Origin of the sequence: Williamsia sp. CHRR-6 (genome assembly GCF_018474015.1) — a bacterium.
Classification (GTDB): domain Bacteria; phylum Actinomycetota; class Actinomycetes; order Mycobacteriales; family Mycobacteriaceae; genus Williamsia_A.
Genome location: NZ_JAHCSG010000008.1, coordinates 11,377 through 26,528, shown reverse-complemented (window position 1 = coordinate 26,528; position 15,152 = coordinate 11,377). Strand labels below are relative to the sequence as shown.

At 67.3% G+C, this 15,152-nt stretch carries 17 protein-coding genes and 1 pseudogene; 2 read left to right on the top strand and 16 right to left on the bottom strand.

Annotated features, from left to right (window positions below; all coding sequences use genetic code 11):
- Positions 1-197 precede the first annotated feature (197 nt).
- The 5 genes from KIK15_RS17285 to KIK15_RS17265 all read right to left on the bottom strand — a co-directional run bounded on the left by KIK15_RS17285 (position 198) and on the right by KIK15_RS17265 (position 4,400).
- Positions 198-386, bottom strand: a complete 189-nt coding sequence (locus tag KIK15_RS17285; protein WP_214245988.1) for a ferredoxin — start codon at positions 384-386, stop codon at positions 198-200.
- 48 nt (positions 387-434) lie between these two features.
- Positions 435-1,838 (bottom strand): aldehyde dehydrogenase family protein, encoded by a 1,404-nt coding sequence (locus tag KIK15_RS17280; RefSeq protein WP_214245987.1) that lies wholly within the window; start codon positions 1,836-1,838, stop codon positions 435-437.
- 11 nt (positions 1,839-1,849) lie between these two features.
- A complete protein-coding gene (locus tag KIK15_RS17275; RefSeq protein ID WP_214245986.1) occupies positions 1,850-2,641 on the bottom strand; it encodes a coniferyl-alcohol dehydrogenase in 792 nt (263 codons plus the stop codon).
- 61 nt (positions 2,642-2,702) lie between these two features.
- Positions 2,703-3,956, bottom strand: a complete 1,254-nt coding sequence (locus tag KIK15_RS17270; protein ID WP_214245985.1) for a cytochrome P450 — start codon at positions 3,954-3,956, stop codon at positions 2,703-2,705.
- Between the two features lie 39 nt (positions 3,957-3,995).
- Entirely contained in the window at positions 3,996-4,400 is a 405-nt protein-coding gene (locus tag KIK15_RS17265) for an SCP2 sterol-binding domain-containing protein (protein ID WP_214245984.1), read from the bottom strand.
- Positions 4,401-4,531: 131 nt separating this feature from the next.
- On the opposite strand from KIK15_RS17265, the gene KIK15_RS17260 reads away from it, so the two are divergent.
- On the top strand, positions 4,532-5,128 hold the full coding sequence (locus KIK15_RS17260) for a TetR/AcrR family transcriptional regulator (RefSeq protein ID WP_214245983.1): 597 nt from the start codon (positions 4,532-4,534) through the stop codon (positions 5,126-5,128).
- Here KIK15_RS17260 and KIK15_RS17255 read toward each other — a convergent pair.
- The 6 genes and pseudogenes from KIK15_RS17255 to KIK15_RS17230 form a co-directional block, all read right to left on the bottom strand.
- Positions 5,125-6,396: a M18 family aminopeptidase gene (locus KIK15_RS17255; RefSeq protein ID WP_214245982.1), complete on the bottom strand. Its 1,272-nt coding sequence runs from the start codon at positions 6,394-6,396 to the stop codon at positions 5,125-5,127. The genes KIK15_RS17260 and KIK15_RS17255 overlap by 4 nt on opposite strands.
- 2 nt (positions 6,397-6,398) lie before the next feature.
- Complete coding sequence (gene purQ, locus KIK15_RS17250) at positions 6,399-7,079, bottom strand: phosphoribosylformylglycinamidine synthase subunit PurQ (RefSeq protein WP_214245981.1); 681 nt, start codon at positions 7,077-7,079, stop codon at positions 6,399-6,401.
- Complete coding sequence (gene purS / locus KIK15_RS17245) at positions 7,076-7,315, bottom strand: phosphoribosylformylglycinamidine synthase subunit PurS (RefSeq protein WP_214245980.1); 240 nt, start codon at positions 7,313-7,315, stop codon at positions 7,076-7,078. The genes purQ and purS overlap by 4 nt, the downstream gene beginning before the upstream one ends.
- A 71-nt stretch (positions 7,316-7,386) precedes the next feature.
- Positions 7,387-8,103 carry a DUF2334 domain-containing protein gene (locus KIK15_RS17240; protein WP_214245979.1) on the bottom strand — a complete coding sequence of 239 codons (717 nt, stop codon included), beginning with the start codon at positions 8,101-8,103 and terminating at the stop codon, positions 7,387-7,389.
- 69 nt (positions 8,104-8,172) lie between these two features.
- Entirely contained in the window at positions 8,173-8,664 is a 492-nt protein-coding gene (locus tag KIK15_RS17235) for a glutathione peroxidase (protein ID WP_214245978.1), read from the bottom strand.
- Between the two features lie 293 nt (positions 8,665-8,957).
- Positions 8,958-9,595 (bottom strand): annotated as a pseudogene (locus KIK15_RS17230) (IS21 family transposase); the annotation flags it as partial.
- Positions 9,596-10,028: 433 nt separating this feature from the next.
- On the opposite strand from KIK15_RS17230, the gene KIK15_RS17225 reads away from it, so the two are divergent.
- The gene (locus tag KIK15_RS17225) at positions 10,029-10,448 is read left to right on the top strand and encodes a TA system VapC family ribonuclease toxin (protein WP_214245977.1); all 420 of its coding nucleotides are present in this window, start codon (positions 10,029-10,031) and stop codon (positions 10,446-10,448) included.
- Between the two features lie 49 nt (positions 10,449-10,497).
- Here KIK15_RS17225 and KIK15_RS17220 read toward each other — a convergent pair whose 3' ends face one another.
- From KIK15_RS17220 to KIK15_RS17200, 5 genes are all read right to left on the bottom strand, one after another.
- Entirely contained in the window at positions 10,498-10,695 is a 198-nt protein-coding gene (locus tag KIK15_RS17220; RefSeq protein ID WP_214245976.1) for a helix-turn-helix domain-containing protein, read from the bottom strand.
- A 73-nt stretch (positions 10,696-10,768) separates the two neighbouring features.
- A complete protein-coding gene (locus KIK15_RS17215; protein WP_214245975.1) occupies positions 10,769-11,668 on the bottom strand; it encodes a hypothetical protein in 900 nt (299 codons plus the stop codon).
- Between the two features lie 10 nt (positions 11,669-11,678).
- A complete protein-coding gene (locus tag KIK15_RS17210; protein WP_214245974.1) occupies positions 11,679-12,533 on the bottom strand; it encodes an SDR family NAD(P)-dependent oxidoreductase in 855 nt (284 codons plus the stop codon).
- Positions 12,530-14,293, bottom strand: coding sequence for an alpha/beta fold hydrolase (locus KIK15_RS17205; protein WP_214245973.1), 1,764 nt, complete (start codon positions 14,291-14,293; stop codon positions 12,530-12,532). The genes KIK15_RS17210 and KIK15_RS17205 overlap by 4 nt, the downstream gene beginning before the upstream one ends.
- Positions 14,290-15,147, bottom strand: a complete 858-nt coding sequence (locus KIK15_RS17200; RefSeq protein WP_214245972.1) for a short-chain dehydrogenase/reductase — start codon at positions 15,145-15,147, stop codon at positions 14,290-14,292. Before KIK15_RS17200 ends, KIK15_RS17205 begins: the two co-directional genes overlap by 4 nt.
- Positions 15,148-15,152 lie beyond the last annotated feature (5 nt).

Below are 15,152 nucleotides of genomic sequence, written 5' to 3'. Positions count from 1 at the left end.
CATGGCGACCGCCCCTGCCTCACCGTGCACACCCCGGACAGTCAGGCGATGCGCGACTTCTAAGCGCGGTGTTGGGGTGGCAGTTCACTCCGGGCGTGGTGACCGCACCACCGACGACCATGCCCTTGCGAGGGTCGCCGAATGCGTCGACGATCCGGGCGTGCCGTTCTACCTGGGCCAGTACTGAGCGCGGGGTGTTACTCGCTGAGACTCAGTGCCTGCGTGGGGCATTCGATGATCGCGCGACGCACCTTGTCGATGTTGGCGTCGACGGCGGCGTCGTTGACCTGCACCTCACCGCTGTCGGCGATGGTGAACACCTCCGACACCACCGATTCGCACATGCCTGAGGCACAACACATGTCACGGTCCACGTTCACCTTCATCGAGGCTCCTCACGTCGTCGGTGCCCCCAGTGTGGCACAGGCCCACGGTCAGAAGAGTCGCCGCAACCACTTCATGTCACGCGCCGAGTACGGCGGGTACTGCAGCCGCAGATCAGGCTTGGTTGGCTTGGCCAACACCGACTTTCGGTGGCTCAACGCCTCGAAACCCCATTTGCCGTGGTAGGCACCCATCCCGCTGTCACCCACACCGCCGAACGGAAGCTGCGGTATGAGGACGTGGATGGCGCAGTTGTTGACCACTGCACCACCCGACGGGATGGCGTCGATCATGCGCTGCGCCAACGACTTCGACTTGGTGAAGACATAGAACGCCAGCGGCTTGGGCCGCGAGTTGACGAAGTCGATGGCCGCCTCGGGTGAGTCCACGGTGATGATCGGCAGGATGGGACCGAAGATCTCGTCCTGCATCAACGCGTCGTCAGGTGCGGGATCGATGACGATGGTCGGTTCGATGCCACAGCTCGCGGCGTCGGTTCCCCCGCCGAGAGCCACCCGGCCAGTGGTCGAGGACAGGTAGGCGTTCAGGCGCGCGAACTGCCGCTCGTTGACGATCCGGGTGGTCGACTCGGACTTGTCGGCGCGGAACTCAGCAATGGTGGACTTGATCTTGTCCACCAGCGCGTCGGCGATGGAGGAGTCGACCATGATGTAGTCCGGCGCGATGCAGGTCTGGCCCGAGTTGAGGAACTTCGACCAGGCGATGCGGCGCGCGGTCACGGCGAGGTCGGCGTCGGCGGCCACGAAGGTGGGGCTCTTGCCGCCCAGTTCCAGGGTGACCGGGGTGAGGGTGGGCGCAGCTGCGGCCATCACCTTGCGACCCACCTCGGTGCCGCCGGTGAACACGGCGTGGTCGAAGCCCAGGGCCAGCAGCCCCTGCGTGACCGCAGCGTCGCCCTCGACCACCTTGATGGCGTCGGCGTCGAGGTAACGCGGGACCAGGTCGGCCATCAACTTCGAGCTGACGGGGGCCAGCTCGGAGGGCTTGAGCACCGCGCAGTTGCCTGCGGCGATGGCCGCGACCAGCGGGCCCAGGGTGAGGTACACCGGGTAGTTCCACGGTCCGATGACCAGCACCACGCCCAGCGGCTCGAACTGCATCCACGCCCGACCCGGCAACTGGGTCATCGGCAGCGAGGCCCGCTGCTTGCGCATCCACTTCTTGAGGTTCTTGCGCGCGTACACCGCCTCGCCCTTGGTGGAGGCGATGTCGCCGAGCCACGCGTCGAACCCGGCCCGACCCAGGTCGGCCTCGATGGCCGCGGAGATGTCGGCCTCACGCTCTTCGAACAACCGGATCAGGGCATCGAGCTGGCCCAGCCGCCACTCGAGGGTCTTGGTGCGGCCGGTGGCGTAGGTGCGGCGCAGGTCGGCCATCAACGACGGTGGGAACGCCTCGTCGGTCGATTGCGGGGGCAGAGTGGGTGCAGCCATGGTCAGTCTCCTCAGATCTCGGGTGCCGGGACGACACCACTCAAAACACCACCGGTGAGCCCGCCGTCGGCGACCAGTGCGTGGCCGTTGATCCAGCGTGACTGCGGCGACGCCAGGAACAACACCGCATCGGCGATGTCGCCGGGTTGGGCGTGGCGGCCCAACAGTCCCTTGACGCCGTCGAGAGTATCTTTGCCCATCGTCTCCTCGAAGTCGGCGAGAATGGGCGTTTCCACCGGTCCGGGCGTGACGGCGTTGATCCTGATCCCGGTCGCCAACAGGGGGACCGCCATGTACATGGCGTACACCGTGGCCACCTCCTTGGAGAAGTTGTAGGCGTTGCCCTCCTGCGGGTGCTCCTTGAACCAGGCCGCCCCCTCCTCGAAGGTTTTGGTGGCCAGCAGTTCTCGGATCTGTTCGAGCCGCGCGGGCCAGTTGTAGCCGGCGGTGGAGGACACGACGACCACCGACCCGCCGCGTTCGATGCGCCCGACCAGCAATTCGGTCAGGTGCCGTACGGCCAACGCGTTGACCGCGACCACCGCCTCGGCGGGCGCGGTCCCGGGGATGCCGGCCACGTTGATCAGCCCGGTGAAACTGCCCTCGAGGTGCTCGAGGGCGGCGTCGATACTGCGCGGGTTGGCCAGGTCCACCTCGGTGTGGGTGGTCACCGCGGCGCTGGGGGTGTTGCGGTCGAGACTGTGCACCTGCGCGCCGGCGGCGAGCAGCTTCTCGGCCACCGAAGCGCCGATGCCGGATGCGGTGCCGGTGACGACGAACCGGGCAGAACTGAAGTCGGTCATGGGTTTTCCTCTTCGTCGAGGTGATCAGGGGTTGGGCGTGGCGCCCGGTTCGAGCGGTTGGTCAGCCCAGCGTGTAGGGCATGGCGCGAACCGCGTGGACGAAGTTGCCCACCAGGTATTCCGGCTGTCCGAGCACCAGATTTGGCGCGCGGGTGATCAGTTGGCCGAAGATCTCGCGCAGCTGCGTCTTGGCCAGGAACGAACCCATGCAGTAGTGCGGGCCACCGCCACCGAAACCCAGATGCGGGTTGGGTGAACGGGTCAGATCGAATCGGTGTGGGTCGTCGAACACGCGCTCGTCGAAGTTTCCCGACGGGTAGAGCAACAGTAGCCACTCGCCGGCCCGAATGGCCTGACCACCGATCTCTGTGTCCACCAACGCTGTTCGCCGAAAGGTCATCACCGGGGTGGCGTAGCGGACGAACTCCTCGATCGCGGTTGCGATGTGGGCGTCGAAGTCGTCGACCAACAGTTGCCGCTGATCCGGGTTGTCCTGCAGCGCACGGGCGATGACGCTGATGGTGTTGCGGGTGGTGTCGTTGCCTGCCACCGACAGCAGCACGAAGAAGGCGGCGATCTCGTCGTCGGTGAGGTGCTGCCCGTCGACCTCGGCCTGCACCAGGTTGGTCATCAGGTCATCACGCGGCTCGGCTCGGCGCTGCTCGGCCAGCTGCAAGGCCAGACCCAGCAAGCCCACCAGCGACTCGTTGAGCACCTCGCCGGGCTCGCGGCCTGCGGCCACCTCGGGGTCGTTCCACGACACCATGCCGTCGGCGTGGTGCGCGGCCTCCTCCCGATACTCGGGATCGAGACCCATCATCTCGTAGATGGTCCACATGGGCAGCCGCTTGGACACCTGATGCACGAAGTCACCGGATGTGGTGGTCAGCAACTCGTCGACGATCTCGCGGGATTGCCGGGCGATCTGCTCTTCGATCAGCTTGATCTGACGCGGGGTGAACGCCGAGCTGACCAGGCGGCGCAGCATGGAGTGACGCGCCCCGTCCATGGCCAGGAACGACATACCCGCCTCGAGGATCTCCTGGGGCACCTCTTCGACCATCACCCCGTCCGCAGAGGTGAACAGCTCAGGATGCTTGCTGATGTAGGAGATGTCGGCGTGGTGGGCGACGGCCCAGACGCCAGGCTGCTCGGGCGGCATCAGTGCGCCTTCGATGGGCGGATGCCAGCTCACCGGGGCGTGCGCGCGCAGGATGGCGAAGGTCTTCTCGCGTTCGGCCGAGCTGGTGGCCCAGAAACTCAACGGCGAGATGCTGTGTGGGTAGAAGGTTCGTTCAGCGGTGGGTGCGCTCATGGGTGCCTCTCGGGGAAAACCGTTGTGGGGAAAAGTGATTCAGACCAGAAGATCGGTGCGGCCGTCGCTTCGCAATCGCTCGATGTAGGCGGGGAACAACTTCTTCGACAGCGGCGCCAGCTTGAGCAGGGCCGCGATGTTGCCATTCACGGTCACCTTTTTCTTGGCCATGGCCATCGGGAGGTTCACCTTGCCCTGCCAGTAGGCGTTGGAGGTCTCCGAGCTCATGGACATGCTGGCCGTGGGGGCCGGGGCACCAGCGGTGTCGGTGAACACCGTGGAGCTGGTGGTGTCGACGACGAGATGCGACTCGGGCTCGCTCATCGTGATCTCCAGAACGATCCCGGTGCCCGCCAACTTGGGCCCGAGTTCGGGGTCGGCGAAGGCGGACTCGAAGATCCCACCGATGTATTTCTGCGCCTCTGCGGCGGAGCTGAAGGGCATCGTTGCCACTCCCATTCGTGTCGGGGACATCACATGGTCGGACTGGGGTGTTGCGCATCACAGTACATAACCGCACTTACGGATGCTAGGGGGCCAGGAGTACGAATCACCGAACACCTAGGGTGTGGGGCATGGCCACCTCCACCTCTCGCCAGGCCTACCTGGACACAGGCCTGGCTGTGCTCGCCGACCTCGGCTACGGCGGGCTGAAGTTGGCCGAGGTGTGTCGTCGGCTCGGGGTCACATCCGGCTCGTTCTATCACTTCTTCGAGAACTGGGGTGGCTACACCACCGAGCTGATCACCTACTGGCGCGACGAGCAGACCACCGCGCTGATCAACGAGGTGCTCTCCGAACCCGATCCACGCCAACGCCTTTGGGTGCTGCGCAGCATCGGCCTGTCGCTGCCGTATCGGGCCGAGGGCGCCATCCGCACCTGGAGCAACGTCGACCCCGAGGTGCGGGTGATCCAGACGGAGGTGGATGCGGCCCGATTCGCCGCCCTGTCGGACTCAGCGTTTGCGCTGTGCGGTGACCGGGCGCGAGCCGACATGTTCGCGCGGTGGTCGATGTATCTCCTGGTGGGCTACGAGCAGATCACCACCGCCGACGACCCCGCCGCGCTGGGCTGGTTGTTCTACCAGGCGCAGTCGGCGCTGGAGAACGGCACGATCGTAGACCTGCCCGAACCCGGCGCCACCGAACACACTCCGCCGCGGCGCGACTAGCCTGCTGGGTTCAAGAACGCCTGCAGCGCCGCGGAATAGCTGGTGATGTCGGTCGCTCCCATCAGCTCACGCGCGCTGTGCATGGCCAGCTGCGGCGCACCGACGTCGACGGTGGTCAACCCGGTGCGCGTGGCGGTGATGGGACCGATCGTCGAGCCGCACGGCAGATCCGCGCGGTGCACGTAGCGCTGCAACGGTACGTCAGCCTGTGCGGCCGCCAGGGCGAACAACCCTTCGCCATGAGCATCGCTGGCGTAGCGCAGGTTCTGGTTCACCTTCAGCACCGGACCCCCGTTCACCTCGATGGGGTGTGCGGGCTCGTGACGGTCAGGATGGTTCGGGTGCGTGGCGTGCGCCATGTCGCCAGAGGCGCAGGCGCTGGCCGCCATGGTCCGCAGGAAGTCGGCACGATCGCCGTTGCGGGCCAACACGATCCGCTCCAGGGTGGTGATCAGGAAGTCCGATGCCGCGCCGCGATCCGAGGCACTGCCCACCTCCTCGTGGTCGAACAGGGCCAGCACCCGGGTGGGTCCGTCGCCGGTCGCATCGAGCAGCGCGCGCAACCCGGCGTAGCAGGTGCCCTGATTGTCCAAACGTGGCGCACTCAGCAGGTCGCCGTGGGCTCCGATCACCGAGCTGGGCGCCAGATCGTGAGTCATCAACTCCCAGCCCAGCAGATCACTGCGATCCACATCGATTCGCCCGCACAGCCATTCAAGGAAATCGGCGGGAGCGCCGTCATCGACACCCCACACCGCGTTCACGTGGCGCTGCGGATCCAGCGACACCCCGCGCCGGTCCTCGGACAGGTGGATGGCCAGCTGCGGCACCCGTAGCACCGGGTCGTCGATACGAACCACCATGTGGCGCAACGAGTTCTGATCACGCACCGACACCCGCCCGGACACACCCAGGTCGCGGTCGAGCCACGAGTTCAGCCAGGCCCCACCGTAGGGCTCGAGGCCCACCATCCGCAGGCCCGCACTCCGCAGCTCGGGATGCTGTTTCAGCCGCAGGTTGGGGCTGTCGGTGTGGCCACCGACGATGCGGAACGCAGGCTCGCCCCCGCGAGCGTCCCAGGCGATGATCGACCCGCCACGAACGACGAAGTGCGCGCCCGACACGTCCTCCCAGGCCTGCGCCTCGACAAGCTCGGTGTATCCGGCCGACACCAACTCCTGCGCGACGGTGGCACACACGTGAAACGGCGACGGCGAGGCGTCGACGAACGCACACAACCCGGCAGCATCAGCGGTCGTGGCGATCATGATCAGGCGTCGGCCAGCACGGCATCGAGGGCGGAGTAGAACAGACCCAGCCCGTCGTCGCTGGGGCCGGTGAGCGCTTCGGTGGCGTGTTCGGGATGCGGCATCAGGCCGACGGTTCGCCCGTTGGCGCTCGCGATGCCTGCGATCGCCCGCATCGAGCCGTTCGGGTTGTCACCGGCGTAGCGGAACACCACCCGACCCTGCCCCTCGAGCTCGTCGAGGGTGCGCTCGTCGGCCACGTATCGACCCTCGCCGGACTTGAGCGGGATCAAGATCTCCGCGCCGGGCTCGTAGCGGCTGCTCCATGCGGTGGCCGTGGAATCGACCCGCAGCCACTGATCGCGGCAGATGAAGTGCAGGTTCTCGTTGCGCGTCAACGCCCCCGGCAGCAGTCCCGCTTCGCACAGCACCTGAAAGCCGTTGCAGATCCCCAAAATCGGCGTTCCGCGTTCGGCGGCGGCCATCACCGCGCCCATCATCGGGGCGAACCGGGCGATGGCGCCTGCGCGCAGGTAGTCGCCGTAGGAGAACCCGCCGGGCACGATCACCGCATCAACCCCGGACAGGTCGTCGTCGGCGTGCCACAGCTCCACAGCGTGCGCACCGGCGATGCGGACCGCCCGCGCAGCGTCTACGTCGTCGAGGGTGCCGGGAAAAGTGATGACCCCGATCCGTGCCGTCACGACGGCACCCGGGTGACGGTGAAATCTTCGATCACCGTGTTGGCCAACAGTTCCGCCGCGATCCGCTCCAACGACGCGTCGTCGACGCTGTCGTCGACGTCGAGTTCGAAGCGCTTGCCCTGGCGTACCTCGGCGACCCCGACGAAGCCGAGGCGTCCCAGCGCGCCCACGATGGCCTGGCCCTGCGGATCGAGGATCTCCGCCTTGGGCATCACGTCGACCACCACACGTGCCATTGTCGTCAGCTCCTCATCGCCGGATGCGTACGCGACAAGACTCTACCGGTGACGCGCAGCGTGCTCGGCGCTCAGGCCGCGCCGCGGGTGCCCAGCGATCGGACACCGGCCAACGCGCGGTACGTGGTCGGCGTGAGGCCCTGGTCCAAACCGTGATCCACCGCCGCGAGCAGGGTGGAGCGCGCCGGGGTCTCGCCGCGCAGATGTTTGGCCGCCACCGACAGGCGCACGATCCCACCGCGGCGCGCGGTGAGTCCGGTGCCCGCGGCCACCATCCGGCACCACCAGGCGTCAGTACGGAAGCCGTCGCCGAATCCCAGCACCCGTGCCCGGGTGAACTCGCCGGTCACCAGATCGTCCCAGCCGGTGAAGCCCAGGTTGACCCGAAAACCAGCCTGCGGCAACGCTTTCAGTGCACCCTGCGACGACGTCCAGCGTGGAGCGGCGAACAGGCGGGTACGTAGCCCGGCGGTCTCCATCACCCGATCGGCCGCGGCCAGGCGCAGTCGCGCCTCATGCGCACCGACCACCGCGAACTCGGCGCGACGGCTCTTGGTGGGGGCCTGGTCGTATCCGTGCAACACGATCGCGTCGGCACCGGAGCGCCGATGGCGCAGCCATCGAACCGTGTCGGGATCGTCGAGCAGCCGGTAGCCGTGCTTGAGCCGAGGCGACACCAGCAACGACACCGGCACCCCTCGATCGGCGAGCGCCGCGGTGAACTCCTGCGCGGCGTCGAGGGTGTCGGCACGAATACCGGACAGGGAGACGAACAGCAGGCCACTCATGCCTCAAGTGTCATCGGTGCAGGTGAGAGACCGGTGACGCCGACATGTACTGGGATCGAACGGGCCGTGTCAGGCGGGGCGAACCACCGTCTCGATGGCCTCGATCACCTCGGGGGCGTCGGGCTCGGTGCGCGGACGGATGCGCTTGACCACGGTGCCGTCGGCGTCGACGAGAAACTTCTCGAAGTTCCACTGGATGTCGCCGGCCTCGCCGGTGTCATCGGCTACCGCGGTCAGCTCCGCGTACAGCGGGTGCCGCCCGGCCCCGTTCACCTCGGTCTTCTCCAGCAGGGGGAAGGTGACGCCGTAGCTGGTCGAGCAGAAGGTCTCGATCTCGTCGGCAGTGCCCGGCTCCTGGCCACCGAACTGGTTGCAGGGCACACCGATGACGGTCAGGCCGCGGTCGGCGTAGTCCTGCGCGAGCTTCTCCAGCGCCGTGTACTGCGGGGTGAGACCACACTTGCTGGCCACGTTGACCACCAGCTTGGCGCCGTCGATGGCTCCCAGCGTGGTCGGTTCGCCTTTGAGCGTGGTCAGTGCGATGTCGTTGATCGAAGTCATATCGCCCAGGGTAGCCATCCCCACCGCTCTCCGACCCCGTCGACCGTGCCCAAATGTGGCGTCCAGCGTGCCGAAATGAGCCGTCGAGCGTGCCGAAATAAGGCGTCCACCGTGCCGAAATGAGCCGTCGAGCGTGCCGAAATGGGGCGTCGACCGTGCCGAAATGAGGCGTCGACCGTGCCCCGATCAGACATCGCCTTCCACGATGGTCACTCCCAGCCAGGTGGCGTCGAGATGGAAACGCGGTACGGCGCAGCGGTACTGCAGCCGCGCATCTTGGCGTGCGGTGGTCATATCAACCTGGTGGCCAGGGTGCCGCAGAACCCCGACACCCCCACCGCGAGCTTCCCCCGCCGGCCGATACCGGCCTCGTTGTCCCACAACAATGTTCGCGGGACCGCGCCGACCGATTCGGAGATCAGCAGCCACATCCCGGCCAACAGATCCCCCGTCACCCGCGAGGGCAACATCATCGCGGCGATGAACCGTGAATACGTCGCGACCATCACCAACACCGGAAACGACGCCAACCTCCCGTGGTGATCAGGGACCAACGGGCCCGGGAACATCAGATCGCACTGCACCTGCCCCCCGGAAGATGCACCAGCCGGTCCGCGGGGTCGGCAGGGGCGTACTCCGGACGTATCCGGGCCACGTTCTCCGCGAACCACGACCGGCCTCCCGGCCAGCCGATCCGCTGCGCGATCACCGTCGCCGGCATCGCCGGATACCTCGACAACAACCCCCGCACCGCCGGCTCGGCGGCAGACCACGCCGAATCCGTGGCACGCGCCCGCTCATGCCGCGGCGGCTCCGAGGAGGCCAACGCCCTGGCCACCGTGTTGCGCGACACCCCCAACTGCCGCGCGATCTGCGCCTTCGACACCCCCTCCGTGCCAAATAACCGACGAATCATTGCCCAGTCCTCCATCGTGATCACTCCTCGATCGTCTCGACAAGTGCTCACTTTTCGACCGGACTACATGCTCAATTTTCGACCGGAACCGACATTCGTACGCCGCCGGCGCACAGGACATGTGTTCCGGTGAAGTGTTCGCGGGTGACGGCAGCGGTCCATGTCCAGACGTCGAAGGTGACGTGTGCGGGTCCGAGGGCGAGTCCGAAGCACCGGTCGCGATCGAACCGGCCGACGTCGGGCGCGGCGTCGCGGGCGTGCTCGACGGCGTCCTCGAGCAGGTCGTCAAGGCTGGTTTGTGCTTGCGTGTAGAAGTCTGCGATCAGGTTGGTGTGCTGTTGCGTACGTGCCCGTTCTGCTTCGGCGTTTGCGTTGCCCGGAGTCCCCGGACGCCCCGTGACCGACGAAGTGGTTGCTGCGTACCTCGATGACGAGCCGGACGCAGGCGATGTTGCTTGACGTCAACGTCCTCCTCGCTCTGACCTGGGACCAGCATGTCCATCACGCGGTTGCGCATGACAAGTTCGCCGAGCTCGATGCCTGGAGCACGTGTCCGTCCACCGAATCGGGTCTGCTCCGACTGCTGTTGACCGAGCAGGTTGTTGGGCGGAAGGTCAGCGGCGGCGAGGCGCTCGGGCAGCTGGCGGCAATACGTCAGGTGCCGGGGTGGAGCTTCCTCGCCGACGCCGCCTCGCTGGCCGCACCGGCAATCGACACCCGCGTACTGATGGGCCGTCGGCAGGTCACAGATCTCCAGCTCGTCAATCTGGCCGCGTCACACGGCGTACAGCTGGTGACCTTCGACAGCGCGATCGAGGCGGCGCTCATGCCTGAGGATCGACGCTGGATCAACGCCTGGTTCGGCTGACGAGGCCTCTTGTGGCCTACCCCTACCCCTGCCCCAAACCTCGCCACGCTCAGCCGTCTCCCGAATCGAGCTCTCTCCCGAGCATCCACCACGTCAACACCAGATCGTCGGTGACCTCGAGGTCGAGCCCGGTGAGCGCACCGAATCGAGCAACGCGATTGCGCACGGTGTTGCGGTGCAGGAACAGTGCCCGAGCGGTCTCGTCGATCCGCCGGTTGTGAACCAGGAACGCCTTGACGGTCTCCATGATTTCGCGGCCGCCGTCACCTCGTTCGCGCAGCGGTGCCAGACGGGCATCGGCGACCGCCGATGCCGCGTCGTCATCGGCGACGAGAAGTGGAAGTGCCCAGATCGGCTGGACTCAACACTCCCCGACGGCCGAAGCGCTGTGCGATCTCGAGTGTCCGCCGGGCCTGTCGATACGAGGCCCCGATGTCCGACGGCGGCGTCGGCGGTCCGACTGCAACGAGGGCACTCACCTCGAGGTCGGCGGGGACCGTCGGTAGGAGTGCGACGACGCACGCGTCGACGACGGCGTCGAACACCGGCGCGCCTGCGAGCCCGCATCGCACTCGCAGGCGCGCCAGGACCTCGGAGGTGAAGTCGGGATCCTCCGCGTCGGCCACTGCGACGTGGTACGTCCGGTCGGCGTCTATCCCGTTCTCGGCCAACACTGCGGGCAGAGACAAGGACGGGTGGGCTCGCTCGATCAGCCGTCGCATGAAGGTGCTGCGCCGTGCCGCCGTGGACACAGCGTTCTCCTGCAGGACCGAGTTGATCACCGCGGCGTAGGACGTGGCCCAGTGCCACATGATGTCCTGCAGGTCGTCGATCACCGCGCTGGAGAATCCACGCTCGGCCGCCCTGGCTCGGATGACCGTGGCCAGCCTGCGGGCTCCCACCTGAATGCTGTGCGCGACGAACTCCAGTGGAATCTGCTGGGCGGACCACCGGCGGGCCAGCATTGCCAGCTCCGATTCGTTGATCCGTGGGCTGTCGCTGCGGACCTGGCGGACCACGATGTCGAGAACCGCGCGTGTGTTGCGTTCGATGTCGTCACGCGCGACCAGTGCGTACACGGGTATCCGTTCCCGGTACAGCGACGTGAGGTCGGCGGCGAGCGTGTCGATCTCAGCGTCGATACCGTCGAGCAAGGAGGCGATTCGTGTCGCCGCCGTCATCTCCCGCTGCTGCGGGTCGTCATCATCGGTCAGTCTCACGTACCCGGTGTCACTCTTGCGGTGTCATGGCTGGGGCTCCTGCTTCGCGGGTGCTGAGTCGGCGGATCGTCGGCGCCACCATTCTGCTGCGGCGTGTGAGAAGTCGGGTGGGAAGGGCAGTTCTTGCCAGGAGCAGCACCCATCCGGCTCGAGGGTGGATCATTCGACGCGAGCGAGATTCGAGTGCGCGCGTCAAGTGCGGCACGATGGCGGCCGTGGTGCTGACCGAGCCGAACGGGCCGGGCAGGGACTGCAGGAGTGCGGCGAACGCCTGCTGACCCAGCTTCGAGGTCACCATCGTGGTGTCGATCCACCCGGGATGGTAGGAACCGACCTCCACCCCGGTGCCGGCCAGTTCGGTCCGAAGCGAGTTGGCGAAGGCCTCGAGGCCTGCCTTGGCCGCGGCGTAGGCCGTGTGACCGGGCTGATGCGCGAACGAGGCCCACGAACACGTCATCGCCACGTAGCCGCGGGATTCGATCACGGCCGGCAGCGCTGCCCGAACAATGTTGTGGGCACCGATGAGGTTGACCTCGTTCACCTGTTGCCACGCACGGTCGTCCAGGAGATCGACCGGCCCGAACACCGAGACACCGGCATTGGCCCAGACGATGTCGATGCGGCCGAACTCGCCGACCACCCGCGCCACCACGTCGGCGCATGCGCGCGCGTCGGTGACGTCGAGGACGTAGGTGGTGGCAGCAGCGCCGATGGTCTCGGCGGCTCGTGCGAGAGCCGCGGCGTCCCGATCGAGCAGCACCACGCGGGCGCCCCTGGCGGCGCACTCGACGGCAGTGGCCGACCCCAGTCCCCCACCACCTCCGGTGATCAGTACGACCTTGCGGTCGAGTGCAGAGACGGTCATCGCGCTCCTTTCCGAGAGGGGTGATCGATCACGGCCAGTGCGGACTCGGTGATGCTTCCCAGCACCAGGTGCGAGCCGGTGCTCACCACGGAGGTCACCATCGAGAAACTTTCCGAGCTTTCCTGAAGATCGTGGACCACCGTTCCGTCGCGGTCGACTGCCATGACCCAGGTGGTCGCGGTCCATGCCCGCAGCGACGGTGGCACCGAGTAGGCGCGCCGACGCACGAACGTAGGTAGCCGCGCGGCAACATCGAACAGACGGTCACGAGGGTTGGCCAGCGAGATCCACGTCAGGTCGCCCTCGTCGGAGATGTTGTCGGGGAAGCCCGGCAGGTTGTCCACGAGCGGTGTCGTCGCCACCACGTCCGAACCGTTGACCCGGTACCGCGCCAGGCGGAAGTCGCCGGTCTCGGCCACCGTGATCAGGCTCTCGTCCCGCGAGACCGACAGGCCGTTCGCGAACGCTATGCCGTCGACGAGGGTGCGCACAGCACCGTTCGGCTCGAGTGCCAGCACTCGACCGGTACCGGAGTGCTCGAGCAGATCGGCGAGGTAGTCCTCGAAGTCGAAGCGTGTGGTCGACGCCGTGAAGTAGATCCGCCCCGACTCGCCTCGAACCACGTTGGAGGCGAAGTTCAGGTGGTGCCCGTCGACACTGTCGACCAGGACGGTGACCGCACCGGAATCGATGTCCACCTTCAGCAACCCGCGGCGGCTGTCGCAGACCAGCAGCGTGCGATCGTCGACGATCGCAATGCCCAGGGGTCGACCACCGGTGTCGGCCAGCGTCTCCACCGCCGGAGACGAATCGAGTGTGACCCGCAGGATGCGGCCGTCCTCGATTCCGGTGATGATGCGTCCCTGCGAATCGACGCGCACATCCTCCGGCCCCCGTCCGGGGAGTTCGATCCGACGAAGCGATGCCAGTGGCTCACCGCTCGCAGTTCGGTGTGCGCGTTCGGGTATCGGCGGCGGACGCCACGGACGAGGATCGAGAACCGGGTCGGCGCGGCGGACGGGCGTGATCGCCGAGGTCGGCGGGCGATGCCCGGCCACGATGTCGGCGACGATGCCCGCCGATGTCCATGGTGCGCCGTGACCTTCGTGGGCCAGGGGGAAGGCGCGAACACCGTCACGGGCGGCGCAGCGCGCCATGGCGGCAGCGTCGACGCGCCCGTCCTCGAGTCCGTACACCACGTCGATCGGGCATCGCAGCCCCACCACACGCTCGTCGAGTGGCGCTGCCTCCAGGTAGTGCTCGATGCCGTCGCCGGCGGTGATGAAGTTCCGGTGCCCCGTACGCGCGAGGTCGTCGACCGCGAACTGCGGCACTCGAGGATCCGGCGAGAATGCCGTACCCAACCCGCGACGGAGGGCACCGGTGGGAACCACCCGCCACAGGGCGGGCCCGAGGAGCGGTACCCGCAGCAATCGCTCGGACAGGTTCCGCGCGGTGAGGCGACTCGCGAGGGTGGGCGGTGCAGACACCAGGACCAATCGCTCGACCAGGCCGGGATAGAGCTCGGCCACTGCCGTCGCCACCAATCCGCCGCGGGAGTGGCCCACCAGCGTGGCCGGCCCCGCAGTGGTGGCGCGGATTGCGCGTGCCACGGTCAGAGCGTCGTCCTCGATCGAGCCGAGACCACAGAGGTCGGGCGTGATCACCGTTGCGGTGGGCTCGAGAAGCGGCTGGACGCGGCTCCAGGTTCGTGGCGATCCCGCCAGGCCATGGATGAGAACGATGCACCTGCCGCTCACGCGGACGCCTCCGCGCGCAGGGCGCGGATCTCGCGCTCGAGCGCGGGGACGGTCGCCGATGCCTGCAGGCCCACCACCACGTCCCACAGTCTGCCGGTGAACACGCCGCGAACCTTGTCCACCGCTGCCAGAGCTGCGGGCACGTAGATCTTCCTGCTCCGCGCTTCGATACCCGCGACGAAGGCGTCCGCGCACTCCCCCACATCGGTGACCACGCCGAACGGCCAGGGCAGCTTCTCGATGCCGGCACGGACAGCGTCGATCGAGTTCTGTGCGCTGTACATCGGGGTGCGAATCCACGCAGGGTGGGCAACCCCGACACCGACGCCGCGGTGCGCCAACTCGAGCCGAAGAGCACCGCCGAACGCTTCCACACCCGCCTTCGACGCCGCGTACGCCGATCCGCCGGGCACGTTCTTCAGTGCTGCCGCGGAGGACACCAGAAGGAAGTAGCCACGCTGCGCGCAGACGTGCTCGAGGGTGGCGTGCACTGTGCGAATCAGTCCGGTGAGGTTGACCTCGACCGTCCTCGCCAGGGTTTCGACGTCGCTGACCGCGACCGTCCCGGCCTCGGCCACGCCGGCATTCGCGACGACGACGTCGATGCAGCCGTAGTGGTCGATCACGGCCTCCACGGCAGAAAGCAGTGACGCGCTGTCTGTGACATCGGCACGCAGACCCAGGTGCCGACTGCCCGGAGTCGTCGGCAGCGTGGCGGCGACGGCGTGCGGATCCTCCCGGTCGAGGAGGACGACGTGCGCTCCCCTGGCAGCAGCAGCGTGAGCGGTGGCGGCGCCGATCCCGGACGCTCCCCCGGTGATGACGACGACCTTGCCGTTGATGGATGTGCTCATGGTGG